This is a genomic window from Micromonospora sp. 050-3 (genome assembly GCF_046549335.1).
Taxonomy (GTDB): Bacteria; Actinomycetota; Actinomycetes; order Mycobacteriales; family Micromonosporaceae; genus Micromonospora; species Micromonospora trifolii.
Genome location: NZ_JAJPVX010000003.1, coordinates 797,107 through 821,283, shown reverse-complemented (window position 1 = coordinate 821,283; position 24,177 = coordinate 797,107). Strand labels below are relative to the sequence as shown.

Annotated in this window: 21 protein-coding genes and 1 tRNA gene; 7 read left to right on the top strand and 15 right to left on the bottom strand. The window is 72.4% G+C overall.

The window, feature by feature from the left end; all coding sequences use genetic code 11:
- Window positions 1-20: 20 nt before the first annotated feature.
- From cobA to cobC, 3 genes are read right to left on the bottom strand one after another with little or no spacing between them, the layout of a single operon-like run.
- The gene (cobA, locus tag ACLJOK_RS31875; RefSeq protein ID WP_410822164.1) at window positions 21-1,271 is read right to left on the bottom strand and encodes a uroporphyrinogen-III C-methyltransferase; all 1,251 of its coding nucleotides are present in this window, start codon (window positions 1,269-1,271) and stop codon (window positions 21-23) included.
- 40 nt (window positions 1,272-1,311) lie between these two features.
- The gene (gene cobT, locus ACLJOK_RS31870) at window positions 1,312-2,400 is read right to left on the bottom strand and encodes a nicotinate-nucleotide--dimethylbenzimidazole phosphoribosyltransferase (protein WP_410822238.1); all 1,089 of its coding nucleotides are present in this window, start codon (window positions 2,398-2,400) and stop codon (window positions 1,312-1,314) included.
- Window positions 2,400-3,485 carry an Rv2231c family pyridoxal phosphate-dependent protein CobC gene (cobC, locus tag ACLJOK_RS31865; protein ID WP_410822163.1) on the bottom strand — a complete coding sequence of 362 codons (1,086 nt, stop codon included), beginning with the start codon at window positions 3,483-3,485 and terminating at the stop codon, window positions 2,400-2,402. Before cobC ends, cobT begins: the two co-directional genes overlap by 1 nt.
- Before the next feature lie 121 nt (window positions 3,486-3,606).
- On the opposite strand from cobC, the gene ACLJOK_RS31860 reads away from it, so the two are divergent.
- Window positions 3,607-5,736 carry a transglycosylase domain-containing protein gene (locus ACLJOK_RS31860; protein ID WP_410822162.1) on the top strand — a complete coding sequence of 710 codons (2,130 nt, stop codon included), beginning with the start codon at window positions 3,607-3,609 and terminating at the stop codon, window positions 5,734-5,736.
- A 25-nt stretch (window positions 5,737-5,761) separates the two neighbouring features.
- Here the strand turns inward: ACLJOK_RS31860 and ACLJOK_RS31855 are convergent, their stop codons facing one another.
- A complete protein-coding gene (locus ACLJOK_RS31855; protein ID WP_238685465.1) occupies window positions 5,762-6,331 on the bottom strand; it encodes a GNAT family N-acetyltransferase in 570 nt (189 codons plus the stop codon).
- Window positions 6,328-7,731: a cobyrinate a,c-diamide synthase gene (locus ACLJOK_RS31850; RefSeq protein ID WP_410822161.1), complete on the bottom strand. Its 1,404-nt coding sequence runs from the start codon at window positions 7,729-7,731 to the stop codon at window positions 6,328-6,330. Before ACLJOK_RS31850 ends, ACLJOK_RS31855 begins: the two co-directional genes overlap by 4 nt.
- A gap of 206 nt (window positions 7,732-7,937) precedes the next feature.
- Between ACLJOK_RS31850 and ACLJOK_RS31845 the strand changes: the two genes are divergently transcribed.
- Window positions 7,938-8,753, top strand: a complete 816-nt coding sequence (locus ACLJOK_RS31845) for an SURF1 family protein (RefSeq protein ID WP_410822160.1) — start codon at window positions 7,938-7,940, stop codon at window positions 8,751-8,753.
- A gap of 10 nt (window positions 8,754-8,763) precedes the next feature.
- Here ACLJOK_RS31845 and ACLJOK_RS31840 read toward each other — a convergent pair whose 3' ends face one another.
- The 5 genes from ACLJOK_RS31840 to ACLJOK_RS31820 all read right to left on the bottom strand — a co-directional run bounded on the left by ACLJOK_RS31840 (window position 8,764) and on the right by ACLJOK_RS31820 (window position 13,963).
- Entirely contained in the window at window positions 8,764-10,356 is a 1,593-nt protein-coding gene (locus tag ACLJOK_RS31840; RefSeq protein ID WP_410822159.1) for an ATP-dependent DNA ligase, read from the bottom strand.
- Window positions 10,357-10,443: 87 nt separating this feature from the next.
- Window positions 10,444-10,650 carry a hypothetical protein gene (locus tag ACLJOK_RS31835; RefSeq protein WP_030488220.1) on the bottom strand — a complete coding sequence of 69 codons (207 nt, stop codon included), beginning with the start codon at window positions 10,648-10,650 and terminating at the stop codon, window positions 10,444-10,446.
- 77 nt (window positions 10,651-10,727) lie between these two features.
- Window positions 10,728-12,071 carry a dipeptidase gene (locus ACLJOK_RS31830; protein ID WP_354945633.1) on the bottom strand — a complete coding sequence of 448 codons (1,344 nt, stop codon included), beginning with the start codon at window positions 12,069-12,071 and terminating at the stop codon, window positions 10,728-10,730.
- Window positions 12,072-12,107: 36 nt separating this feature from the next.
- Window positions 12,108-13,253: a M48 family metallopeptidase gene (locus tag ACLJOK_RS31825; RefSeq protein WP_410822158.1), complete on the bottom strand. Its 1,146-nt coding sequence runs from the start codon at window positions 13,251-13,253 to the stop codon at window positions 12,108-12,110.
- A 68-nt stretch (window positions 13,254-13,321) separates the two neighbouring features.
- Complete coding sequence (locus ACLJOK_RS31820) at window positions 13,322-13,963, bottom strand: uridine kinase (RefSeq protein ID WP_410822237.1); 642 nt, start codon at window positions 13,961-13,963, stop codon at window positions 13,322-13,324.
- Window positions 13,964-14,224: 261 nt separating this feature from the next.
- On the opposite strand from ACLJOK_RS31820, the gene ACLJOK_RS31815 reads away from it, so the two are divergent.
- On the top strand, window positions 14,225-14,626 hold the full coding sequence (locus ACLJOK_RS31815; RefSeq protein ID WP_145785474.1) for a rhodanese-like domain-containing protein: 402 nt from the start codon (window positions 14,225-14,227) through the stop codon (window positions 14,624-14,626).
- Between the two features lie 150 nt (window positions 14,627-14,776).
- On the opposite strand, the gene ACLJOK_RS31810 is transcribed toward ACLJOK_RS31815, so the two are convergent.
- The 3 genes from ACLJOK_RS31810 to ACLJOK_RS31800 all read right to left on the bottom strand — a co-directional run bounded on the left by ACLJOK_RS31810 (window position 14,777) and on the right by ACLJOK_RS31800 (window position 18,470).
- On the bottom strand, window positions 14,777-16,315 hold the full coding sequence (locus ACLJOK_RS31810; protein WP_410822157.1) for a cobyric acid synthase: 1,539 nt from the start codon (window positions 16,313-16,315) through the stop codon (window positions 14,777-14,779).
- Window positions 16,312-17,361, bottom strand: coding sequence for a cobalamin biosynthesis protein (locus ACLJOK_RS31805; protein WP_410822236.1), 1,050 nt, complete (start codon window positions 17,359-17,361; stop codon window positions 16,312-16,314). The genes ACLJOK_RS31810 and ACLJOK_RS31805 overlap by 4 nt, the downstream gene beginning before the upstream one ends.
- Before the next feature lie 275 nt (window positions 17,362-17,636).
- Window positions 17,637-18,470: a single-stranded DNA-binding protein gene (locus tag ACLJOK_RS31800; protein ID WP_410822156.1), complete on the bottom strand. Its 834-nt coding sequence runs from the start codon at window positions 18,468-18,470 to the stop codon at window positions 17,637-17,639.
- A gap of 304 nt (window positions 18,471-18,774) precedes the next feature.
- Here ACLJOK_RS31800 and ACLJOK_RS31795 point away from each other — a divergent pair, with 304 nt between their 5' ends.
- Entirely contained in the window at window positions 18,775-19,194 is a 420-nt protein-coding gene (locus ACLJOK_RS31795; RefSeq protein WP_410822155.1) for an HPF/RaiA family ribosome-associated protein, read from the top strand.
- A 175-nt stretch (window positions 19,195-19,369) separates the two neighbouring features.
- A complete protein-coding gene (locus tag ACLJOK_RS31790) occupies window positions 19,370-20,470 on the top strand; it encodes an alpha/beta hydrolase (protein WP_410822154.1) in 1,101 nt (366 codons plus the stop codon).
- Window positions 20,471-20,492: 22 nt separating this feature from the next.
- On the opposite strand, the gene ACLJOK_RS31785 is transcribed toward ACLJOK_RS31790, so the two are convergent.
- Window positions 20,493-21,188, bottom strand: a complete 696-nt coding sequence (locus ACLJOK_RS31785) for a hypothetical protein (RefSeq protein WP_410822153.1) — start codon at window positions 21,186-21,188, stop codon at window positions 20,493-20,495.
- A gap of 160 nt (window positions 21,189-21,348) precedes the next feature.
- Between ACLJOK_RS31785 and ACLJOK_RS31780 the strand changes: the two genes are divergently transcribed.
- Window positions 21,349-21,421, top strand: a tRNA-Arg gene (locus tag ACLJOK_RS31780).
- A 68-nt stretch (window positions 21,422-21,489) separates the two neighbouring features.
- On the top strand, window positions 21,490-23,067 hold the full coding sequence (locus ACLJOK_RS31775) for a tyrosine-type recombinase/integrase (protein WP_410822152.1): 1,578 nt from the start codon (window positions 21,490-21,492) through the stop codon (window positions 23,065-23,067).
- A 166-nt stretch (window positions 23,068-23,233) separates the two neighbouring features.
- On the opposite strand, the gene ACLJOK_RS31770 is transcribed toward ACLJOK_RS31775, so the two are convergent.
- Window positions 23,234-23,968 (bottom strand): hypothetical protein, encoded by a 735-nt coding sequence (locus ACLJOK_RS31770; protein ID WP_410822151.1) that lies wholly within the window; start codon window positions 23,966-23,968, stop codon window positions 23,234-23,236.
- Window positions 23,969-24,177: the final 209 nt, after the last annotated feature.

The following is a 24,177-nucleotide window of genomic DNA, read 5'->3' as shown; positions in this document are numbered from 1 at the left end:
CCGCCGCGTTCGGTCGCCTGTCAGCTGTCGAGCGCGTCCACCACGTCGCCCACCACGACGACGGCCGGCGGGCGGAGGTCGGCGGCGAGCAGGTCGGCGGCCACCTCGCCCAGCGTCGACCGCAGGACCCGCTGGGTGCCCGTCGTGGCTTCCTGGACGACGGCGGCCGGCGTCTGCGGCGATCGTCCGTGGGCGATCAGGGTGGCCGTGATGGCGGCGAGGTTCTTCAGCCCCATCAGGATCACCAGGGTGCCGTGCAGACCGGCGAGGGCGTCCCAGCGCACCAGCGAGGCCGGCGCGTCGGGTGCCAGGTGCCCGGAGACCACAGTGAACTCGTGCGCCACCCCCCGGTGGGTGACCGGGATACCGGCCGCGGCCGGCGCGGCGATGGAGCTGGTCACCCCGGGCACCACTGTCACCGGCACGCCGGCCGCCGCGCAGGCCAACAACTCCTCGCCGCCGCGCCCGAAGACGTACGGGTCACCGCCCTTGAGCCGCACCACGAAGGCGCCGGCCAGGGCCCGGTCGACCAGGATCTGGTTGATCTCCTCCTGAGCCCGGGACGGGCCGTAGGGGATCTTCGAGGCGTCCACCAGCTCGACGTCGGGGCGCAGCTCGTCCAGGAGCAGCCCGGGTACCAGGCGGTCGGCGACCACCACGTCGGCCTCGGTGAGCAGGCGCCAACCCTTCACTGTGATCAGCTCCGGGTCCCCCGGCCCCGCCCCGACCAGCGCCACCCGCCCGGCCCGCGGCCCAGCGGTCGTCCCGGTCGAGGCGTCGGCTCGGCTCGGCGTCGGAGCGTTCCCGTCCGGCGCCAGGCGCACGGCGAGCAGGTCGCGAATGGCGTCGCGGACGGTCATCGCCCGGCGGGGGTCGCCGCCGCCGAGCACCGCCACTGTGACCGGGCCGTGCCGGGTCACCGCCGGGGTCCAGGCGGTGGCGGCCGTCCGGTCGTCGGCCCGGACGCAGAAGATCCGCCGTTCGGCGGCGACGGCGCTCACCGAAGCCGCAGCCATCGGGTCGTCGACAGCGACCTGGACCAGCCAGGCGCCGTCCAGGTCCTCCGGTACGAACCGGCGCGACACCCAGTGCAGCCGACCCGCGTCGACCCGGGCACGCAGCGCCGGGGTCAGCTCCGGGGCCACCAGCAGGACGTCCGCACCGGCGTCCAGCAGCGCGGGTACCCGCCGGGTGGCGACCGCGCCGCCACCCACCACGACCACCCGCCGCCCGTGCAGCCGCAAACCCAGGGGGTACGGATTGGAGGTCACGCCGCACCACCGGGGCGGACGGCTCGTTCGCTGCGCGGGCTCACTTCTCGGCCACCCCGGCGGAGTCGAAGGTGGCCACCTCGTGCAGCACCCGGACCGCGCCGGTGACCACTGGCAACGCCAGCAGCGCGCCGGTGCCCTCGCCGAGGCGCAGCCCCAGGTCGATCAGCGGGTCGAGGCCGAGGTGGCGCAACGCGACAGTGGCACCGGGCTCGGCCGAGCGGTGACCGGCGACCATGGCGCAGACCGCGTCCGGGGCGAACGCGGCGGCGGCGAGCGCGGCCGAGACCGCGATCACGCCGTCCAGCAGCACCGGCGTGCGACGCGCTGCGGCCCCCAGGATCAGCCCGGCCAGGGCGGCGTGCTCCAGGCCACCGACGGCGGCCAGCACCCCCAGCGGATCGGCCGGGTCGGGGGTGTGCCGGGCCAGCGCGGCCCGCACCACCGCCACCTTGCGCGCGTACGTCGGGTCGTCGACCCCGGTGCCCCGACCTGTGGTGTCGAGCGGGTCGGCGCCGGTGAACGCGGCGATCAGCACGGCGGCCGGGGTGGTGTTGCCGATGCCCATGTCCCCGGTGAGCAGGATGCCGGCGCCGGCGTCGATCAGCTCGTCGGCGATCCGGATGCCGGTCTGCACCGCCGCCAGCGCCTCGTCCCGGGTCAGCGCGGCGGTCACCGTGAGGTCGCGGGTGCCCCGGCGGACGGACGCGACAACCAGCCGAGGCACGGCCGGGTCGAGCACCGCCGAGTCGAGCACAGCCGGTTCGGTGGGCAGCGGGGTGGCCACTCCGACGTCGACCACTGTGACCGAGGCGCCCGCCTGCCGGGCGAACGCGTTGACCACCGCTCCACCGGCCAGGAAATTGCCGATCATCTGCGCGGTGACCTCCTGCGGCCAGGGGCTCACCCGCTGGGCGTGCACCCCGTGGTCGCCGGCGAAGATCGCCACCGCGGCCGGCTCGGGCAGCGGTGGTGGGCAGGCTCCGGCCAGGCCGGCGAGGCGTACCGAAAGCTCCTCCAGCGCGCCCAGCGAGCCCGCCGGCTTGGTCAGCCGGCCGTGCAGCTCCCGGGCGGCTGCCATGGCCGCGTCGTCCGCCGGGCGGATCGCCGCGATCGTGGTCTCCAGCATCATGCCTCCATGATCTCGCGCAACACGTCGATGAACGCGTCGGTGGTGTTTCGGTCGCGTACGGCCACCCGCAGCCAGTCCGGGCCGAGCCCGGGGAACGTGTCGCCTCGGCGCACCGCCCAGCCGCGCTCGCGCAGGGCGGCCCGGATCGCTGTCGCGCCCGGCAGGTGCAGCAGGACGAACGCGCTGGCGGGACGGCCGACGACGCGTACACCGGGCAGGTCGGTGAGGCGCGCGACCAGGTGGTCGCGGTCGGCGGCGAGATCGGCGGCGATCGCGCGTTCGGCCTGGACCGCGACGGTGCTGGCGCAGGCCGACGCGGCCGCCAGCGCGGGCGTGGAGACGGCCCAGAGCGGTTGGACGGCGGCCAGTCGGGACAGCAGTTCCGCGGCGCCGAGCAGGTAGCCGATCCGCAGGCCGGCCAGGCCCCACGTCTTGGTGAGGCTGCGCACCACGAGCAGCCCGGGCAAGTCGCGGCGTTCGGCCAGCGACTCCGGTTCGCCCGGGTGCCCGGGAGCGATGGTGGTGTCGGCGAACGCCTCGTCGACCACCAGTACCCGGCCGGGGCGGGCCAGCGCGGCCACCGTCTGGGCGGGGTGCAGCACCGAGGTCGGGTTCGTCGGGTTGCCGATCATCACGAGGTCGGCGTCGGCGGGCACCCGGGACGGGTCGAGCCGGAAGTCGTCGGCGGCGTCGAGCAGCACCCGCTCGACCGGGTGCCCGGCGGCCCGCAGCGCCGCCTCCGGCTCGGTGAACTGGGGGTGCACCACCACGGGGCGGCGAACGCCGCGCAGCGCCTGGGCGATCAGCACGAAGCCCTCGGCGGCGCCGGCGGTGAGCAGCACCTCGTTCGGGTGACGGCGGTGCCGGGCGGCGACCGCCGCCCGGGCCGACGTCGGGTCCGGATAGCGGGCCAGGTCGGTCAGGGTCGCGGCGATCGGGTCGGCCAGCCAGGCGGGCGGGCGCGCCCGACGGACATTGACGGCGAGGTCGATCAGGCCGGCGGTCGCCTCCGCGTCGCCGTGGTGGGCGAGGTCCGGCTCGACCCCGGTGGGTGGGGCGACCGTGCTCGGCTGATCAGACATGTCCGCGATCCTGCCGGGAAGGTGGCCCGCGGGACAGTCGATCTCGGCGTAAGCCGCGTCACCACTCGCCGGTTTAAGAGTTCTTCTCATGTACGAATCGGAAATGTCATAACTTGACCTGGTGAGCAACCGACCCCTTGCTGCCGCTGGTCGACTCGTCCCTCTCCTCCGCGCCGGACTGATCGCCGGAATCGTGATCGCCGCCGCCGCCTACCCGCTGGTCGCCCTCACCGGGCTCGGCGCGAAGGCCACCGCGCACGCCGTGGACCAGAAGACCCGGGTGCTGAAGACCGCCCTGCCCGCCGAGACCTCGTACGTCTACGGCCCGGACGGCAAGACCGTGCTGACCATGTTCTACGAGGAGTACCGGCAGTACACCAAGCTGTCGGACATGTCGCCGAACATCCAGCAGGCGATCGTCGCCGCCGAGGATTCCCGCTTCTACCAGCACCACGGCGTCGACCCGAAGGGCGTGGCCCGGGCCTTCGTCTCCAACGCCCGCTCCGGCGGCTCCCAGGGCGCCTCGACGCTGACCATGCAGTACGTCCGGATGGCCCTGCGGGACAGCGCGACCACGCCCAAGGAGGTCCAGGAAGCCACCCAGCAGACCAGCCTGCGCAAGGTCAAGGAGATGCGGATGGCGCTGGACCTGGAAAAGGAGATCAGCAAGGAACAGATCATGGAGCGTTACCTGAACTCGGCGTACTTCGGGCACCGGGCGTACGGCATCTACGCGGCCAGCGAGATCTTCTTCTCCAAGACCCCGAAGGACCTCACCCCGGTCGAGGCCGCCACCCTCGCCGGACTGGTCAAGTCCCCCTCCGAGTACGACCCGGCCGACTCCGACCAGAAGGAGGCCACCGGACGGCGCAACTACGTGCTGGACCGGATGAGCCAACTCGGCTACCTCTCCCCCGACTCGGCCGCCGCCGCCAAGTCCGAGCCGATCCGACTCAAGCTGACCACCCCACCGCACGACTGCGCCGCGGTGGCGGAGAAGTACAACAGCTGGGGCTTCGCCTGCGACTACCTGAAGAACTGGTGGAGCGCGCAGCCCGCGTTCGGGGCGAACCGGCTGGAACGGATGGACAACCTGCGCCGGGGCGGCTACCGCATCGTGCTCAGTCTCGACCCGAAGGTCCAGGAGGCCGCCGAGAAGAACGTCGGCTCCAAGGAGGCCACCGGCAGCCCGTTCGCCAACGGCATCGTGGTCTCCGAGCCGGGCACCGGGCGGGTGAAGGCCATGGCGGTGAACCGGACGTACTCGCTGGACCTGGCCGAGAACCCGCAGAGCTCCAACCCCGAGGCCGGGCCGAAGGTGAAGGCCAACTACCCGAACACCGTGGCACCGCTGCTCGGCGGCGGTGACCTGGCCGGCTACCAGGCCGGCTCGACGTTCAAGATGTTCCCGATGCTGGCCGCGCTCGACGCGGGGATGCCCCTCTCCACCTCGTTCAACGCCCCACACCGCTACCGCTCCGAGGTCTACGACGGCTGGGCGCCCTCCAACGCCAGCGGCGCCATGTCCGGTCAGCAGACCATGTGGTCCGGCTTCGGCAAGTCGGTGAACACGTACTTCGTGTGGCTGGAGGAGAAGGTCGGCGCGGACCGGGCGGTCCGGTTGGCCGAACAGCTCGGGCTGCGGTGGCGCACCGACGTCGACCGGGACCACGCGTCCCCGGACAAGGCCAAGAAGTGGGGTGCGTTCACCCTGGGCGTCTCCGACGCCACACCGCTGGAGATGGCGAACGCGTACGCCGCCATCGCGGCCGACGGCCGCTACTGCGAGGCCATCCCGGTGCAAGCGATCATGAACCGGGACGGTACGCCCGCCACGTACACCACCCCGGGCGGTCTGCACCGTGAGGTGGCCAAGCCGCGCTGCCGGCAGGTGGTGAGCGCGGACGCCGCCCGGGCGGCCACCGACGCGGCCCGCTGCCCGACCGGAGACACCCCGGCGCGCGGCAGCTGCGGCGGCTGGTCCACCGCCGACAGCGTGCGGGGCACCGTCGGACGCCCGGTGGCCGGCAAGACCGGTACGACAGACAGCACCCGATCGGCCTGGTTCGTGGGCTACACCCCGGAGTTGGCCGCGGCCAGCTTCATCTCCGACCCGGACAACCCGTTCAACGCGGTCGGTGACGGGCAGTCCCAGATCCCGATCAAGGCGGTCTCGGAGACCCTGCGCGACGGCCTGAAGGGCACCCCGACCCGCCAGTTCACCCCACCATCGGACGCCATCGTCGGTTGACGGGTCGCAGGTCGGTGCGCGCGGCTCAACGCAGGTCGGCGGCGACGAACGACCACAGCTCCAGATCCACCCGGCCGCCGCTGACGAACCCGGCGTTGCGCAGCAGACCCTCGTAGCTGAAACCGCCCTTCTCGGCGACCCGGCGCGAGGCCAGGTTGCCGGGGGCCACCCGCAGCTCGACCCGCTGGAAGCCGTGCTCCAGGATCAGCGCGATGGCCACCGCGTCGACCGCCTCGGCGGCGAAGCCGAAGCCACGCGCGTGCGCCGCCATCGCGTAGGAGATCTCGGTGAGGCGGGCGCCCCAGTCGGTGCGCCGCGTCCACAGCGAGCCCACCACCTGGTCGTCCTCCCGCCGGAGCACCGCGTAGTGGTCGCCCTCCCCGCTGTCGCGCCGCTGCCGGGCCAGATCGGTGCACCAGGCCAGCCCGTCGATCGGGCCGGAGTCGTCGGGCAGCGGCAGCCAACGCCGGGTCAGCTTGTCGGCGAAGATCTCCCCGGCCGCCGCCGCGTCGGCCGCCGTGAGCTGACGCACCTCGGTACGCGGGGTGGAAACGGTCAACGTCGGGAATCGGCGCACCGCCACCTGACCGATCACACCGACACCTCGCCCGGCTGCGCGGGTACCACCTCGCTCGTCGGGTCGGCCGCCGCCGCGGCGACCAACCGGGCCGCCGTCGCCGGATGACTCGCCCAGTGCAGGGTGAGCTGCGAGGCGTGCACGTTGCGCCAGACGAAGCCCTCCGGCGCGCCGCCGTCCCAGCTCCAGGCCGGGCGTTGACCAGCGCGGGGGGTGAGCACCGCACGGTGTGCCTTGTGCCCGACCAGCACCGTGCCGGTGGCGGCCACCACGCTGTCGGTCTGGGCGGTCGCCTCCCGGTAGCCGGCCACCGCCCCGTCGCGGCTGATACCGACCGCGTCCAGGACACCGCACATCGGCAGCCCGTCCAACTCCCGGGCCAGCCAGAGCAGCCCGGCGCCCTCGGCGATCACCGGACGCCCGGTCCGCGCCAACTCGGCCACCGCGATGCAGAGCCGGCGGTTGGCCGACAACTGCTCGGCGTACGCCTCGGGCAGCGCGCCGCCGACGACCAGCGCGCGGGTGCCGACCGGCAGGGCCTCGTCGCGCAGCGGGTCGACGACGACGACCTCGGCGCCGGCCGCCCTGAGCAACTCCGTGGTCTCCGGGTGGCTGAAGCTGCCGCCCGGCCCACCGGCCACCGCCACCAGTGGGCGGTTCGCCGGGGGTGTGAACGTGCCCAGGGCCTCCTCGGGAGACCAAGCCGGCGCCAGCAGCGGCGGGGCGGAGCGGGCCAGCCCGAGCAGCCGTTCCAGGTCGACAGTGGCGGCGACGGCCTCACCCAGGCGGCGGACCGCACGGGCGGCGTCGGCCGAGTCGTCGACCACCGGTGCCACACCGTGCCGCCGCGACGGCAACACCGCCGGCAGGTCCTGGCGACGCAGCGCGCCGTAGACCGGCACCCCCACGTCGTCCAACGCCTCGCGCAGCATCCCCTCGTGCCGCGACGACGCCACCCGGTTGAGGATCACCCCGCCGAGCCACAGCTGCTCGTCGTACGAGCGGAAACCGTGCACCAGGGCCGCCACCGACTGACCCATCGCGGCCACGTCGACGACGAGCACCACCGGGCTGCGCAGCGCGGCGGCCGCGGCGGCCGTGGACTCCTGCTCGGGACGGCCACCGACCGAGTCGTACAGCCCCATGCTGCCCTGCACCACGGCCAGCCCGGCACCGGCGGCACCGTGCGCCACCAGCGGGGCGATCCGGTCGAGGCCGACCAGTCGGGGGTCGATCACCCGACCCGGCCGACCGGAGGCGAGGCCGAGGTACGCGGCGTCGACGTGGTCCGGCCCGAGCTTGAACCCGGCAACGTCGACCCCTCGCTCGGCCAGGGCGGCGAGCAGCCCGATCGCCAGCGCGTTCTTACCGTGCCCGGAGGACGGCGCGCTGAGCACCAGGCGCGGCACGACGGTCATCATCGACTCCTCGCGAGCGGCGGCGGGTACGCGACGGGACGACCGAGGCCGATCCGTCGGCGTGACGATACCCGCCCGGCCGAAGGCGCGAGCACCGCCAACCGGGGCAGCCGGTCCGGCCCTGGCAGGGCCCCCGGGCGTCGGTCCCGGCCCGGTCCGGCCCGGTCCAGGTCAGTGGCGCCGGTCATACGAGTAGCCTCGGTGCCGTGTACCGGTTCCTGCTGAGCCCACGCTGGCTGGGCGCTCTCGCGCTGACCCTTGTCGCGGCCGCCGTCATGGTGTTCCTCGGCAACTGGCAGCTGGACCGCTACCGGGGGCGCACCGAGGTCAACGAGCGGATCGACGCGGGCCAGCGGATGGCCCCCGTGCCCCTCGTCAACGCGCTGCGCGCTCCCACCGGCGGCGCGGGGACGGCCGGTCCGGCCCCCGCCGAGGACAAGGTCTGGACCCGGGTCACCGTCACCGGCCGGTACGACCCCACGAACACAGTGCTGGTCCGTGGCCGGACGGTGGACAGCCGGGTCGGTTTCGAGGTGCTCACCCCTCTGGTGCTCGCCGACGGCACGGCGCTGCTGGTGGACCGGGGCTGGATCCCGCCGGCGCCCGGTGGGGCGACCGCCCAGCCGTCGGTGCCGGCCGCGCCGACCGGCGACGTGACGGTGGTCGGCCGGGTGCACGAGACCGAGAGCGGCGCCGGCGCGGTGGCCCGGCGCGACGGGCTGCTGGAGATCCGGCGGATCGGTGTGCCGCGGCTGGCCGGCGAGCTTCCCTACCCGGTCTACGGTGCGTACCTGCTGCTCGACGAGCAGACCCCGGCAGCCGATCCGGTGTTCAAGGCGGTGCCGGTAGGGCACGCCAACAACTGGCAGAACTTCGGCTACGTCGTGCAGTGGTGGCTCTTCGCGGTGATGGCCATCTTCGGCTACGGCTGGGTGGCCCGTCGGGAGGCCCGCCGGGCCGCCGGCATCGGCACCACACCGGCTCCGCTGGACCGGGCCGCCGAGCCGACGCCGACCGCCTGACCTCGCCCCGTCAGCCGCTCACGCGGCCGGCGTGGATGGCGCGGACAGCGTCGACGGTGTCCGCCTCGGCGGCGGACTTGTCGTCGCGATAGCGCACCACCCGGGCGAACCGCAGCGCCATCCCACCGGGATAGCGCGAACTCGTCTGCACCCCGTCGAAGGCGATCTCCACCACCTGCTCGGGCCGGACCCGGACCACCCAGTCGCCGCGTTCCACGGCAAGGTCGAGAAACCGCTCGGTCTGCCACCGCAGCAGCTCGTCGGTGAGCCCCTTGAACGTCTTGCCGAGCATCACGAAGTCACCGGTTTGCGCGTCACGCGCACCCAGATGCAGGTTGGACAGCCAGCCCTTGCGTCGGCCGCTGCCCCACTCGACGGCGAGCACCACCAGGTCGAGGGTGTGCCGCGGCTTCACCTTGACCCAGGCGGCACCGCGCCGGCCGGCGTCGTAGGGGGCGTCCGGCGCCTTGATAACCACGCCCTCCTGCCCGGCGTCGAGCGCGGCGGCGAACGCCGCGGCGGCCTGCTCCGGGCCGTCGACCTCCATCCGGCCGACCAGCAGCGACGAATCCACCGAACCGGCGAGGGCGGCCCACCGCTCCCGGCCGGGTAGGTCGATCAGATCCTGGCCGTCGAGGTGCAGCAGGTCGAAGAAGTACGGGGTGAGCACCGTCGCGCCCGTGCTGGCGGCCGCCGCGAGCACCGCCGGGGCGACCGGTGTGCGCCCGGTGGTGCTGGGGGTGGTGCGTCGGGCCGCCCGGCTCGACGTCTGCTGGAACGGCAGTGGGCGGCCGGTCTCGTCCAGGCCGATCGCCTCGCCGTCGAGGACCAACTCCCGGCCCGGCAGGGCACGGACCGCGGCGACCACCTCGGGCACCCGGGTGGTGATCTCGTCGAGGCTGCGGGTGAACACGGCGATGTCGGTGCCGGAGCGGTGCACCTGGATGCGGATGCCGTCGAGCTTCACGTCGACCACCGCCGGCGTGCCGGTCGCGGCGAGCGCCTCGTCGACCGAGGGGGCGCTCTGCGCGAGCATCGGCGCCAGCGGGCGGCCGACCTGCAGACCGAAGCCGGCCAACTCAGCCGCTCCGCCGGCCAGCGCGGCCACCGCCACCGCCCTGAGATCACCGGCGAGCAGCAGCGCCCGGCGGACCGCCGCCACCGGCACCTCGGCGGCCCGGGCCACCGCGTCCGCGAGGAGCCCGGCCTGGGCGCCCTGCCGCAGCTCGCCACCGAACAGGCCGGTGAGCAGCCGCTGCTCGTCGGCCGTCGCCGCCGCGTAGAGGGCACCGAGCAGCGCCCGACGCCGAGCCTGTGAGCCCGAGCCGTGCACCGCGGCGATCTGCGCGATTGCCGCGTCCACGGCGGCCACCGTCAACGTCGGCTCGGCGGCCGGTGGTGGCAGGTCACGCAGGCTCGCGTAGCCGACCCCGGTCTGCCGTTGGCGCAGCTCACCGGCGAGGTAGCCGGCGCCGGGCTCGACCTCGCCGGGGTCGAGCCGGCGCAGCGCGTCAGCGAGCAGCTCCACCTTGGCCCGTCGGCCGCTGGTGGCGCCGACGGCGGCGGAGGTGGCTGCCAGATCGAGGAACCGCACGCAGCTCATCCTGCCAGTCACCTCCGACACCGCCCGGGCATTGCCGTGCCCGGGCGGTGTCGGCAGGGTGCCGCCCACTCACGCGGACGACAGGCCCTAGGCGGAGATGGGCTCCTCGATGCGCAACCCTCGGGCGCGGACCTCGCCGGCGACCCGAGAGAGCACCGAGTCGAGGGCGACCAGCGCGGCGGAGAGCTCACCGAGCTGTTCGTTGAGCGTGTCCTCGGACCACGCGGAGACATCGACATCTCCCAGCGCGCTGACAGCGGCCCCCAACCGGGCCATCACCTCGTTCGTACTCATGTACGAAAGGCTATAACAGCTGACCATCCGACACGCCGTAAACTCCCAGATCAGGCCCAAAGTTGCCGTTCTGACACCTAACTGCTCACCGCCGCCACGTTGCGCAGAAGCAGCGCCTCGGCGAGGCAGACCCGGGCGAACTCCCCCAGGTGCAGACTCTCGTTCGGGCCGTGCGCACGGGCGTGCGGGTCCTCCACACCGGTCACCAGGATCGCTGCCTTCGGGAACATCTCCTGGAAGGTGGCGATGAACGGAATCGAGCCGCCGACGCCGATGTCCACCGGGTCGGTGCCGTCCCAGGCGGTCCGGAAGGCCGAACGCGCGGCGTCGAACATCGGCCCGGACGCGTCGATCACGCACGGGTCACCGTCGTGTTCGAAGGTGACGGTCACCTGCGCACCCCACGGCGCGTGCTGCTCCAGGTGCGCGCGCACCGCCGCGTACGCCCGCTTGGGGTCGTCGCCCGGGGCGAGGCGGATGCTGAGCTTCGCCTTCGCGGCCGGCACCAGGGCGTTCGGCGCCTCGCCGGTGGACGGCGCGTCGACACCGAGAATGGCCAGCGCCGGCTTGGTCCAGAGTCGGTCGGTGATCCGGCCGGTGCCGATGAACTGCACGCCCTCGGCGAGCCCGGCCTCGGCCCGGACCCGGTCCTCCGGGTAGTCGACGGTCGCGCCCTCCCGGCCGACCAGGCCGTCCACTGCCACGTCGCCGGCGTCGTCGTGCAGCGTCGCCAACAGCCGGACCAGCGCGGTGAGCGCGTCCGGCACGGCACCGCCGAACATGCCGCTGTGCACTGCGTGGTCCAGCGTGCGCACCTCGACGAAGCAGTTGACGATGCCCCGCAGCGAGGTGGTCAACGCTGGTACGCCGATGTCCCAGTTACCGGAGTCGGCGATCACGATGACGTCCGAGGCGATCTCGTCGCGGTGCTCGGCCAGCAGTTGCTCCAGCGAGTCGGAGCCGTACTCCTCCTCGCCCTCGATGAAGAGGACCACGCCGACCGGCAGCGCGTCACCGTACGCGCGCAGTGCCGCGACGTGCGCCATGACGCCGGCCTTGTCGTCGGCCGCGCCCCGGGCGTAGAGCCGGCCGTCGCGTTCCACCGGCTCGAACGGGTCGGACTCCCACAGCGACCGGTCGCCGACCGGCTGGACGTCGTGGTGGGCGTAGAGCAGCACTGTGGGCGCGCCGGGCGGGGCGGCCCGACGGCCGATCACCGCCGGCTGACCGCCGGAACGCACGATGTCGACGTCCAGGCCACAGCCGCGCAGCAGCTCGGCGACCGCCTCGGCGGAGCGCTCCACGTGCGAGTGGTCGAAGCCCTCGAAGGCGATGCCGGGGATGCGGACGAGGCGCTCCAGGTCGGCCCGGACGCCGGGCATCTCCCGCTCGACGGCGGCCCGCACCTCGGACTCGGACATGATCGGAGAGGTCATGACCGGCATCGTATGCCGGCCTTACCCAGGCGTGCCGGCGGAGCCCGTACCGTCACCGCTGTCCGCGGGGCCGGCGCCGGCCCGCGCGCCCGGGGCGGCCCGCCCGGCACGGTGTGCGCGGCCCGCCGCCTCGCTGGCGGCGTCCATCCAGGAACGGGCCCGACCGGCGGTGCCGCCCACCCACTCGCCGACGTCGCTCGCACCGTCGCCCAGCCGGCGCAGCAACCCGACCAGCGGGTCGGTGGAGCGGCTGAACTCCTCCCGGTACGACTCGGCAGCCGCCTTGATCTCCTCCGAGACGCTTGTCGAGCTGTCGTCCTCGCGGCGCGGATAGTCCCCGGCCAGCACCCGCCCGTACGCCCCGGAGTCGATCCACTGACGCAGCTGCGCCGCCCGCGCCACCGGCGTCGGGTGGGTGCTCCACGCGGTCATCCGGATCTTGTGCAGGCTGTCGCGCAGGTCGCCGCCGCCGGCGTACTCGGCGGCCTGCTCCAGGAAGGCGGTGGTGTCGACCTGGGACAGGTCACCGCCGCCGGCAAGCTTCATCAGCAGGCGCAGCGCGGCGGCCGGGTCCTGCCCGGCGAGCAGGCCGGCCCGGTCGGCGGAAAGCTCCGCCTTGCGCCACCACTCCAGCATCGCCGCGATGATGGCGCGCAGCGCGATCGCGCCGACCGGCAACCAACTCAGGTTGGCCGCCCATCGGGTGAGGATCATGAGCATGGTCTTGTAGACGGCGTGCCCGCTGCCCACGTGCCCCAACTCGTGGCCGAGCAGGCAGCGCAGCTCGTCCTCGTCGAGCTGCTGCACGCACGCGGAGTTCAGCACGATGAACGGCCGCTCCAGCCCGACCGCCTCCGCGCCCAACCAGGGCGACTGGGTCACGTACAGCTCGGGCAGCTCGGCCACGTCCAGCGCCGCCGCGGCCTCGGTGTAGCGCTGCCACACCGCCGGGTACTGCCGGTGGTCGACCCGGATACCGGAGGCCAGCACGGACAGCCGGAAACCCCGCTCGTTCCACATTCCGAAGAACGCCCGCACCACGTCGTCGAAACCGCGCAGCTCCCGCAGCGCGACCAGGGCACCCCGATCGGCCGGATGCTCCCAAGCCCGTGAGCTGATGCCGGTGAGGGTGATCCGACGCCGCGCTGGCGCGTCCGCTGCCGTCATTGTGGCTCCCCGTTCGCCGTAGCTCTCCGCATCGTGCCGCAGTCGGTGGCCGACGTCCATGCCCCCGCTCAGCGGAGCCGCACGTAGTACCGGTCCGCGTCGTGCGGCAGTGTCGGCGCGCCATCCACCAACAGGTCGGCGTGGGTCGCGGTCTCGTCGACGGCGAAGTGCGCCCGCTCCCCCTCGTGCCAGCGGCGCAGCTCGGGCAGGATCTCCGGCCCGTCCCTGGCGACCGCGCGAGCCAGCCGCAGCGACGCGGGCGCGGTGACGAACACTGCCAACGTCAGCTCCGGCCGGACTACCGCCCGGGCCGCGCTGACCCCCTCGACCAGCAGCACCGGAGCCACCGGGACCGGAACCGGCCGGGGCAGGAAGCACTGCCGGACCCAGCTGTACCGCCGGTAGCCGCCCGGCTCGCCGTCGCGCAGCGGGGCGAGCACCCACTCGTCGAGCCGGGGCCAGAAGGTGACCTGGTCGTCCCAACCGTCGAGCAGGTCGTCGGTGTGCACCACCGGCGGTCGGCCGCCGAGCGGCCCCGCCAGGGCATCCGCGAGCTGCGCGGTGAACCGGCTCTTACCCGCGCCGCTCGGCCCGTCGACAGCGACCAGCCGGGTCCGCCCCAACCGCGCCGGGCCCGCGAGCACCCGACGAGCCAATTCGGCGTACGCCTCGACAACCGCCACGGTCGGCCGGCCAGTTCCCGGGTTCAGCGCAGCCTCCCGTGGTGCATCACCGAAGTATGCCGCCACCGCTGCTGGCGGGGTGATCGACTCCGGTTCATCGACGTCCGTGTCGGCGGACGGTCACGCCGATTGAGGGGCCAAGGTGGGCCACGTTGACACGTCCGGCTGACCGCCCTGGCCGGCCACCGTCACGTCCGGGGGAATTGGGGCGGCGACGGGTGACGGGCGGCCCGTTCGCCGCCCGGGGTGCCACCGAATCGGCATGATCGGGTGGTGCTCCGAGACGTAATGAGCCCCGGTATAGACGCCCTACTCGAACAGGCCCGCGCTGGGCTGCACCGACTGACTCCGCAGCAGACCGTCGAGGCGGTCCGCGGCGGTGCGTTGCTGGTCGACACCCGTACCGAACTTCAGCGCCGCGAACAGGGCGACCTGCCGGGCGCTGTCGTCATCGACCGGACCGTACTGGAGTGGCGCCTCGATCCGGCCAGCGCCTGGCGGATCCCGGAGGCCACCGGGTACGACCGGGAGATCGTGCTGGTGTGCCGGCAGGGCTACAGCTCCAGCCTGGCCGCCGCCAGCCTCCAGACCCTCGGGCTGCGCCGGGCCACCGACATGATCGGCGGCGTGGACGCCTGGCTCGCCGCCGGCCTCCCCACCACCGACCGGCCCGCCGACATCCGCCCCTGACATGCCCGGCCCTGCCCTTGAGCCCATCTCGGGCGGGCGGTCGGCGCAAGACCGCGCTCGATCCAGGAAAAAGGCTTCTCTCCACGCGGACGAGGCCCCTCTAACAAGGATCGAGCACGATCTCACTTTCCTCAGTGGACGGTGTGCCGGTCAGGACGGGGCGCCGGGTGGGATGAAGGGGAGGTCGGCGGGTGGGCCGGCTTCGATGAGTCGCCAGAGGGCATCGGTGTCCAGGTGTTCCTCGACCATGTCGCCGAGCAGGTCGAGTGAGCGTTCCCGGGCGGCGGCGAAGCTGGTGGCCGGTGCGACCCGGAACCCGCCGCGACCGGCCAGGCGAGCCGCCTCGGTGAGGAACCACCTACGGAACTCGTCGGACTCGAACGCCCCGTGCCAGTGCGTACCGTGCACCGCGCCGAGCACGGCACCCTCCCCGACACCGTCGTCGCCGGTCAGCAGCGGGGTCAGGCCGGGGTCGGCGTGTGACACGTACCCGTGGTGGATCTCGTAGCCCCGCACCGGAAGGCCACCGTGGCCGGTGCCCACCGACTGCCGGACGGTCTTGCGCGGATCGAAGGTGATGTCGATGGGCAGCAGACCGAGCCCCGGCACGCTGCCCTGCCGGCTCTCCACCGGGTCGTGGATGGCGCGGCCGAGCATCTGGAAACCGCCGCAGAGGCCGAGCAGGGGCTTGCCGGCCGCCACATGGGTGGCCACCGCGTCGGCGAGGCCGGTTTCGCGCAGCCACGCGAGGTCGGCGACGGTGGACTTGGAGCCGGGCAGGACGACCAGGTCGGCGGCGGCCAGCTCGGCCGGTTCAATGGTGAGGCGTACGCGGACGCCCGGCTCGGTAGCGAGCGCCTCCACGTCGGTGGCGTTGCTGATCCGGGGTAGGCGGACGACGGCCACGTCCAGCCACTCGCTGCCGTGCGGGGCGGCGGGTCGGCCGAGCACCCGGCCGTAGGCAAGTGAGTCCTCAGCGTCGAGCCACAGGTCCAGTGCCCAGGGCAGCACCCCGTACGTGGGGCGGCCGGTGACCTGACGCAGCATGCCCAGGCCCGGCTGGAGCAGCCCGAGGTCGCCCCGGAACTTGTTGATCACGAAGCCGGCGATCAGCGCCTGGTCGGCCGGGTCGAGCAGGGCCACTGTGCCGAACATCGAGGCGAAGACACCACCCCGGTCGATGTCGCCGACGACGATGGTGGGCAGGTTGGCGTGCCGGGCCAGCCCCATGTTGACGTAGTCACCGGCGCGCAGGTTGATCTCCGCGGGGCTGCCGGCGCCCTCGCAGATCACCACGTCGTACGTCTCGCGCAGCTCGGCCAGTGCGGCGTACGCGGTCTCGGCGAGCCGGGGACGCAGCTGCCGGAAGGTGCCGGCGGTGATCGTGTCGACAGCCTCGCCCAACAGCACCACCTGACTGGCCAGGTCGCTGCCCGGCTTGAGCAACACGGGGTTGAACCGCAGGTCGGGTGCGAGCCCGCACGCCGCGGCCTGCATGGCCTGGGCGCGCCCGATCTCGCCGCCGCGCCCGTCCGGCCCGACGACCACCGCAGAGTTGTTCGACATGTTCTGCGCCTTGTACGGCGCCACCTTTACGCCCTGCCGGTGCAGCCAGCGGCAGATGCCGGCGGTGAGCACGCTCTTGCCGGCATCGGACGTCGTGCCGGCGACCAGCAGCCCGCCGCTCACCGCCCACTCCCCCGCCGCACCCCGACGCCCCCGGCCAGCGCGCGCCCTCCGGCCGTAGCAACCAGCCCTCGCCGGCCCACGGCGCCGATCAGTGCGCGCCTGCTCACCGCGCCAACCAGCCGGCCAAGCGTCACCGGGTACGCGGCGGCCAGCCCGACGGCGGCCAGCCCCACCGCGCCGGAGATCCGGGCGGCCCGCTTCAGGTGCCGCGCCTCCGGACGGGGACCGTCGCCGAGGAACGGCCGCACCTCGGAGCGCCCGAAGTAGACGTTACGGCCACCGAGGCGGACCCCGAGCGCACCGGCCATCGCCGCCTCGCACTGACCGGCGTTGGGGCTCGGGTGGTCGTTGCGGTCCCGCCGCCACACCTGCCAGGCGCGCTGCCGGTCCCCGTGCGCGACCGGCGCGACGGCGATGGTGAGCAGCCCGGTCAGCCGGGACGGCACGAGGTTGAGCGCGTCGTCCAGCCGAGCGGCCGGCGTGCCGAACCGCGCGTAGCGCGTCGACCGGTGCCCGACCATCGCATCGAGGGTGTTCGCCGCGCGGTAGCCCAGCAGCCCGGGCAGACCGGCGACCGCTCCCCAGAGCAGCGGAGCGACCACAGCGTCGGAGGTGTTCTCCGCGACCGACTCGACGGTGGCACGGGCCAGCTCCGACTCGCCCAGCGTCGACGGGTCCCGCCCGCAGAGGTGCCCGAGGCGTCGCCGGGCGGCGGGCAGGTCACCGTGACGCAGCGTCCGACCCATCACGGTCGCCTCGCGCCGAAGCGTGCGGCCGCCCAGCACGGTCCACGTGCCGGCCGCCACCAGCACCGCCCGGGTCACCGGCCGGTGCCGGGTAGCCGCCGCGGCGACCGCCCCGAGCAACACCGGGCCGCCGACGGCCAGCGCGGTGAATGCCGTACCCGCCGTTCGGTCCGGGCGGTAGAGGTGGCGCTCCAGCGCGCCCGCGGCCTGCCCGAAGCCGGCCACCGGGTGCCATCGGCGGGGGTCGCCGAGCACCCTGTCCAGCGCGTAACCGGCCAGCAGCCCCACCGCGTTCGCCATCGGCGCTGTCCGTCGCACCCGCACCACCTCCGGCCGGCCAGCCTAGACGAGCACCCCGTGAATCAGCCCAACCCACGGTCGGGCACCGGCAACGAGAACCCGTGGAGCGGACCGGCCGGCCAGCCGCCGACGCCCGTCACGCGGGGTGACGACGCTGGTCGCGTCGCCACCCCGCCCCCGTCGTGCCGCACCGCGCCGCGCCTGCATGCCGCGACCGATGCGGAACGTCAGCCCAGCTCGACCGCCGCCCAACCCGCGACGGTCGAGCCGATCGGTCAGGCTGGCTGCGGGATCCGGCCCCGACCACGCCGCCCTCGGCCGGGCTGCGCCGGCTCCGGCTGCCCCTCGTCGGGCACCGGCCCCAACTCGATGTCCAGGTCACCGTCGGCGTTGTCGTCGTCCGCCTCGGGCGGAGGGGCCAACTCGTCGTCGAGGCCCGCCGGGACGGTGGTCTGCCCGACCTGCCCGCCGCTCGGCAGCGGTCCGCCGTCACCGAAGACCCCACCGCCCGAGGAGATTCCGTCGTTCGCGGAGACCCCGCCGCTCGGGGAGCTGTCGTCGTCCTCCGGGGCGTTGCCGAACGGGCTGGTTCGCAGCTCGGCGTAGTCGGGCAGCTCGAAGTCGTCGTCCAGAGGGCGGTCGTCGGGCAGCACGGGCGCCTGCCCGGCCGGCACCGGCTCGGTGGGCTCGCCGTGCACCCGGCTCTCGGCGTCCGCGTCCTCCACGGTGCTGGTCGTCATGCTCGGCCGGTTGCGCAGGAACCGGGCCCGGCCCCGGGACAGATCGTGGCCGACGGCGACCGCCTCCAGCTCGTAGAGCGTGCGGTGGTTGCCGGCGTCGTCGGTCCAGTCGCGGGTGTAGAGCCGCCCGCAGACCACCACCGGATCGCCGACCATGACGGAGGCCGCCACCCCCTCGGCGAGCTTGCGCCAGCAGTTGACGCGGACGCGGAGCGAATTGCCGTCAACCCATCGGCCGCTGTCCCGGTCGAGTCGGCGGGCGGTGGAGGCGACCTTGAAGTTGGCCACCAGAGTGTTGCTCTGGGTCGTTCGCCGCCACTCGGGCGTAGTCAGCACATTGCCGACGATTGTCACGTAAGTGTCGAACATCGTCCCTCCAGGGGGATCGGGGCCTGCCAGCGCGAGTCGACTCGACACCGAGCATCGACACTGAGACCACCCATCGCGAGCGCCGATCCCCGACCTGTGGATGACGAACCCACCTGTGGAAAACGCCCTGATCACCCCCGGATGTGGTACGCCCGACCCGCCCGACCCGCCGTCCACGGTTTCCCAGGCCGCCCGAAATGGGTAAGGACTTGATCAACGCACCACCGACAGCTCCACGTCGACGAGAGGTCAGCGCCATGACGATCACTACCATCGACTCCGCGAACGCTTCCGAGGCGCAGCGATGAGCGCCGTGGCGAACCCGGCCACCGTGGCTGAGTGCCTGCGGGTGGGCGCCGGGTTCTCCCAGGGCGACCGCAACTGGATCGCCGAGCAGTTCGCCACCCTCGACGCCCGGCTTGCCAGCTTCCACGCTGACGCCACCGAGCTCGAGGTGTCGGTAAAGGACCGGGAGGCGCGTGGCCAGAAGGTCACCCTGGAGTGCTGGATCGCCGGCCGGCAGAAGATCGTCACCACCTCCGCGGAGGAGGACCTGCACGCCGCCCTGAATGACGTCCGTGACGACCTGCGCCGCCGGCTCAACGACGCCAAGACCCGCCAGGAGCCCCGGCACAACAAGCACCTGCGCGAAGTCCCCCCGCCGCAGGTCGAGGCCGTCGAGTCCGACGACCCGGCCCCCCGCGCCGACGCGGAAACGGCCTGACCCACGCCACACCCCGGCCCGCCCCACCGCCGCTCAGTCGATCATGGAGTCGTGGTGGTCGCTTGATCCGCGACCACCCCTTTTGCGAGACACCACAACTCCATGATCGACGCGGCGAGCGGGGTGGGCGGGCGCGGGCTACCGCTGGGTAGGTTGGCGGCGTAGCGTCGCGTTCGTGGAACCGGACGTGTTGGGGCCGCCGTACGAGCGGCAGACTATCGACCTGGGCACCGACGACGAAGGCCCCGTTGTCGCGACTCTGGTTCGGCGGCGGGCCGAGCGCCCCACCGGGCGGGCCGTGCTCTACGTACACGGCTTCGTCGACTACTTCTTCCAGACGCACCTGGCGGACTTCTTCGCCGAGCGAGGCTGGGATTTCTACGCGCTCGACCTGCGCAAATACGGTCGCAGTCTGCTCCCGGCCCAGACCCCGAACTTCTGCCGCGACATCAGCGACTACTTCTCCGAGCTGGACGCCGCCGCCGAGATAATCCGAAAGGACGACGGGCACGACACGCTGCTGGCGATGGGCCACTCCACCGGTGGTCTGATCATCTCGCTCTGGGCGGACGCCCGCCGCGACACCGGCACCATCGACGGTCTGGTGCTCAACAGCCCCTTCTTCGACCTGAACGCCCCCTGGGCGGTCCGTCGACCCCTCGCGGCCGCCGCGTCGCGACTGGGCCGCAGGGCGCCGCACCGCATCCTCCCGTTCGGGCTCGGCACTGTGTACGGCGAGAGCATCCACACCGACCACCGCGGCGAGTGGACCTACGACCTGGCGTGGAAGCCGCTGGCCGGGTTCCCGGTCCGGGCCGGCTGGCTGAACGCGATCCGCGCCGGGCAACGCCGGCTCCGCGCCGGGCTGGACATCCAGGTGCCGGTGCTACTGGCCTGCTCGACCCGGTCCTTCCGGGGCACCAAGTGGCACGACAACGCGACACTGGCCGACGCCGTACTGGACGTGGAGCACATGGTCCGCTACGCGCCCCGCCTCGGCCGCCACGTCACACTGGCCCGCTTCGACGGCGGGCTGCACGACCTCACGCTCTCCGGTCCCGTCGTACGGAAGAAGGTCTTCGACGAAGTCGGCCGCTGGGCCGAGGCGTTCCTCGCCGCCGGACCCACCGCCCCGGCCGACGCCGCGCCGACCGACGCCGCACGATCAGAGGCGGCCCCAGCTGACGCCGCGCCTCGTGACGCCGACCGCGCTGACGCAGCGCCGGCCGACGCGCAGCCGGCCAACGCGGCGGGGGCGGCAACGCCCGGCGGCTGACCAGGCCGAACGGAACGCCGGTTCAGATGTCGCCGGGCGTCGCCGGGAGGACGGCACGGATCCGGTCGAAGGTCGCCACCGGGTGCGCGCCGTCGCCGGGCAGGACCAGGCCCAGGCAGTACGGGGAGACCTCACCGGTGGGTTCGGCCTGAACGATGAAGACCGGCGCCCCGACGTACCCCGGCGGCAGCTCCGTGGTGATCAGCACGGCGTCCCCGTCGCGGACCACCCGCTCGATCGCGACCTCCAGCGGGCGTGACCCGTCTTCGCGTACCCCATGGGCCAGCACGAAAGCGGAACTGGCGTCGGCGGTGAGGCGGGCGATCACCTCGGGCCCGGCGGCGATCCCCGCCGGCACCGGCTGGACGCGCCACCGCCAGCCGCCGTCTCCGGCATACCGGTGCAGACCGGCGGTCGGCAACACCGCGACCCCGTCGCCCGCGAAGCGGGCCCAACCGGGCACGATCTCGGCCTCGGAAATGACGGCCGGGGCCACCCCCGCCGGCTCGGTGACGCTCGCCCGCAGGCCCAACTCACCACCCGAACCGCCCACCAGTTCGGACGCCGTCAGCAGCGACTCCCCCACCGGGTCGTCACCGCCCTGGAAGAAGAACGCGGTACCGAAGTCGCCCGAGGACCGGTACGGCAGGATGGCGCGACCGACGACCTGGCACAGCTCGTAGGCGACGTCGCTCTCGGCGTCGGAATCCAGCAACACCAGCCAAAGGTACGGTCCACGGCCAGGCCGGTCCGCGGTAACCCGGATGCCCGCTACGAGGCGGACGTGAGACTCTGCTCGGCAACGTGGACGCGGGCACCCTTTTTGCCGTCGGGCAGTGGGACGGCGGTACCCTCTGGGCGCGACATCCACGCCACAGGCGCCCGTAGCTCAGCGGATAGAGCAGGGGACTTCTAATCCCAAGGCCGCAGGTTCGAATCCTGCCGGGCGCACAGGTACTTCCTCAATCTGACCGGCTCACGTGGGGCTATTCGTGGTGCGAGCGCGCTACGGTGGCCCCGTGGCAGCCTCGAACGGACGCAGCAAGCGCCAGCGCGGCGAGATCGAAACCCTGCCCAGCGGGTCACTCCGTGTGAAGGTCTATGCCGGCGTCGACCCGATCAGCGGGAAGCGGCACTACCTCACCGAGGTCATCCCCGCGGGTCGCACTGCCGCCAAGGACGCCGAGAAGGCGCGTACCCGTCTGCTGGCCCAGGTGGACGAGCGGCGCAACCCGCGCACCCGCGCCACGCTCGACCAACTCCTAGACCGGTGGCTTGAGGTGGCCGACATCGAAGCCACCACCCGGATGGGCTACGTGAACAAGCTCAACAAGCACGTACGGCCGGTGCTCGGCAAGCTGCCGGTCGGCCGACTCGATGCCGAGACGTTGGAGTCGTTCTACGCGAGCCTGCGCCGCTGCCGCGACTGGTGCGGCGGCAAGGCGTACGTGAAGCACCGCGTAGAGGGTGAGCACACCTGTACCGCGAAGTGCCGGCCGCACGTCTGCAAGCCGCTCAGCGCCTCGTCGGTGCGGCAAATCCACTGGATCCTCAGTGGTGCTCTCAGTCGCGCCGTTCGATGGCGCTGGATCGCCGTCAACCCCGCCGGGCAGGCCGAGCCACCTGCGCCGCCGCACCCCGACCCGCAGCCGCCGAATCCTGCCGAGGCGGCCCGCATCATCAATGAGGCGTGGCGCGATCCGGACTGGGGCGCACTGGTCTGGCTGGCCATGACGACGGGCGCCCGGCGCGGCGAGCTGTGCGCGCTGCGTTGGCAGCATCTCGACCTGGTCGCTGGCGTGCTGACGCTGAGACGCAGCGCCTACCTGGACGAACACGGCGAGCTGCGGGAAAAGGACACGAAGACGCACCAGCAGCGGCGGGTGGCGATCGACCCGGAGACGATTGACGTGATCGGCGAGCTGTACGGCCGGTACCTCGACCGCTTGGCCCAGCTCGATGCGGATGCTGCGCCAGCCGACTACGTCTTTTCGCCCGAGCCCGACAACAGCCGCGGCTACCGGCCCGACACCGTCACCCAGCGGTACGGCCGACTCGCTACCCGGCTCGGCATCGACAGTCACATTCACGCGCTGCGCCACTACTCGGCTACCGAACTGATCAATGCGGGTGTTGACGTGCGGACCGTCGCGGGCCGGCTTGGTCATGGCGGCGGCGGAACAACCACCCTCAGGGTGTACGCGGCCTGGCTGTCGGAGTCGGACCAACGTGCTGCCGGGACGCTGGCCGCTCGGATGCCACCGCGCCCAGTCGCGCCGACGCAGCCCACAGTTGCAATCAGTCCGTATCGAAGGATCGCCTCGGAGCTGCGCGAGCAAGTCGCGGCCGGTCGGTTGCGGCCCGGCACCCAACTCCCGGCGGTTGCCGAGCTGGCTGCGGCGCATGGCGTCTCAGTCGGAACCGCGCATCGGGCCGTGGCTCTGCTGGCCACCGAGGGTTTGGTGAACGTTGTCCGGGGTCGAAGGGCAACCGTTGCAGATCCTCGCGGCGAGCACTCGCCAAGTGGCCTTGGAGCCAAGTTAGTTCCGGGTGCCGCCGACATTCCGACCATTCCACAACGGTCCCCTCAAACGTAACGGTAACCACGCGTTACGAGATCAGGATGGGCGATCCGGCGACTGGGCAAGTGGCCTTTTACCAGCGGATACACCTCTCGACATCTCTGCCACCTCCCCCGCCGCCCGTCGACCGTCGGCCGTCCCCGACTGCGGGCATCGGCGCTTGCCTCCACGCTCGCTCTGCTCATGAAATAGCATTAACCAGGACGCCGATCGGGATCGAAGCGCCCAACAGAAGTAGCGTTACCAAACGGCGGGTGCCAGACGATTGTCCCCCCTCTCCTTGCAATTCAAAAGCAGGAAACATCCAATTGTGCAGTCGCTGCATTAAGAAAATCGGCCAGGTCACCATAAACACCAGGGTCCCGACCACGAGGCGGACATCCCACCCAGCCGACTTTGCCAACACAAGCCCAACGAAACCACCGAGGACTGCTGCTACAGACACAGCGAGACCGAATCTGAAATTATATGAGCGCAACGAGGACCAACGAGGCACCCCCTTTTCGATCTCGTCCGCGAGCCTGGCGTACGCCTGCTTCGCCCATCCGGTCCGCTGGGATACCACATCGATAACAACTGCCTCGCTTGCATTTCGCGAGAAAGTCACGCTAAGCCGCTCAGACGACCAAAGCGCGGCCACAAATTTTAGGCTCACGACACTTCTTCGATCAATCTCCGGCAGTACCTCCGATATGGATCCTGCCACCTCATCCTCATCCTCCACGACAAGTCCAACGAACGGATAAACCTCGCCGTCACCCGGTGTGATGTATACGCTGTTGGAGTCTCCGACAATGTTGATGTGCTCGGCCACCTCGAAGGCCGCGCTCCGCTGCTGCTTCTCAGTTTCAAGCTCTCGCAGCCGCGCTGAATGCAATTCCTCGACAATCTTGCCGAGGCGTTCAAGATCGGTCATCTCACCAGACCACGCGTGCCATTGATGGCGTTTGCGGAAGCTGCGCCTTACGGTACTCACGGTTCAGTCGGCCCCTCAGCGATCGACGTCCTTACACGGACACGGCACGATCCTAGCGATATGGCCCAATGCCATCCCGCCTGCCGCCGACCAGGCGCCCTGGAGTGCGCCAGGGTCAGGGTGAAAGGTCGTTCGCCCGGTAGCGCTCT

What these genes read in the sequence shown, in the direction of transcription:
- cobT (WP_410822238.1), bottom strand. Translation starts at nt 2,400, where the DNA reads ATGCTGGAGACCACGATCGCGGCGATCCGCCCGGCGGACGACGCGGCC.
- cobC (WP_410822163.1), bottom strand. Translation starts at nt 3,485, where the DNA reads ATGTCTGATCAGCCGAGCACGGTCGCCCCACCCACCGGGGTCGAGCCG.
- ACLJOK_RS31850 (WP_410822161.1), bottom strand. Translation starts at nt 7,731, where the DNA reads ATGACCGTCGTGCCGCGCCTGGTGCTCAGCGCGCCGTCCTCCGGGCAC.
- ACLJOK_RS31840 (WP_410822159.1), bottom strand. Translation starts at nt 10,356, where the DNA reads ATGAGCTGCGTGCGGTTCCTCGATCTGGCAGCCACCTCCGCCGCCGTC.
- ACLJOK_RS31835 (WP_030488220.1), bottom strand. Translation starts at nt 10,650, where the DNA reads ATGAGTACGAACGAGGTGATGGCCCGGTTGGGGGCCGCTGTCAGCGCG.
- ACLJOK_RS31830 (WP_354945633.1), bottom strand. Translation starts at nt 12,071, where the DNA reads ATGTCCGAGTCCGAGGTGCGGGCCGCCGTCGAGCGGGAGATGCCCGGC.
- ACLJOK_RS31825 (WP_410822158.1), bottom strand. Translation starts at nt 13,253, where the DNA reads ATGACGGCAGCGGACGCGCCAGCGCGGCGTCGGATCACCCTCACCGGC.
- ACLJOK_RS31815 (WP_145785474.1), top strand. Translation starts at nt 14,225, where the DNA reads ATGAGCCCCGGTATAGACGCCCTACTCGAACAGGCCCGCGCTGGGCTG.
- ACLJOK_RS31805 (WP_410822236.1), bottom strand. Translation starts at nt 17,361, where the DNA reads ATGGCGAACGCGGTGGGGCTGCTGGCCGGTTACGCGCTGGACAGGGTG.
- ACLJOK_RS31800 (WP_410822156.1), bottom strand. Translation starts at nt 18,470, where the DNA reads ATGTTCGACACTTACGTGACAATCGTCGGCAATGTGCTGACTACGCCC.
- ACLJOK_RS31795 (WP_410822155.1), top strand. Translation starts at nt 18,775, where the DNA reads ATGAGCGCCGTGGCGAACCCGGCCACCGTGGCTGAGTGCCTGCGGGTG.
- ACLJOK_RS31770 (WP_410822151.1), bottom strand. Translation starts at nt 23,968, where the DNA reads ATGACCGATCTTGAACGCCTCGGCAAGATTGTCGAGGAATTGCATTCA.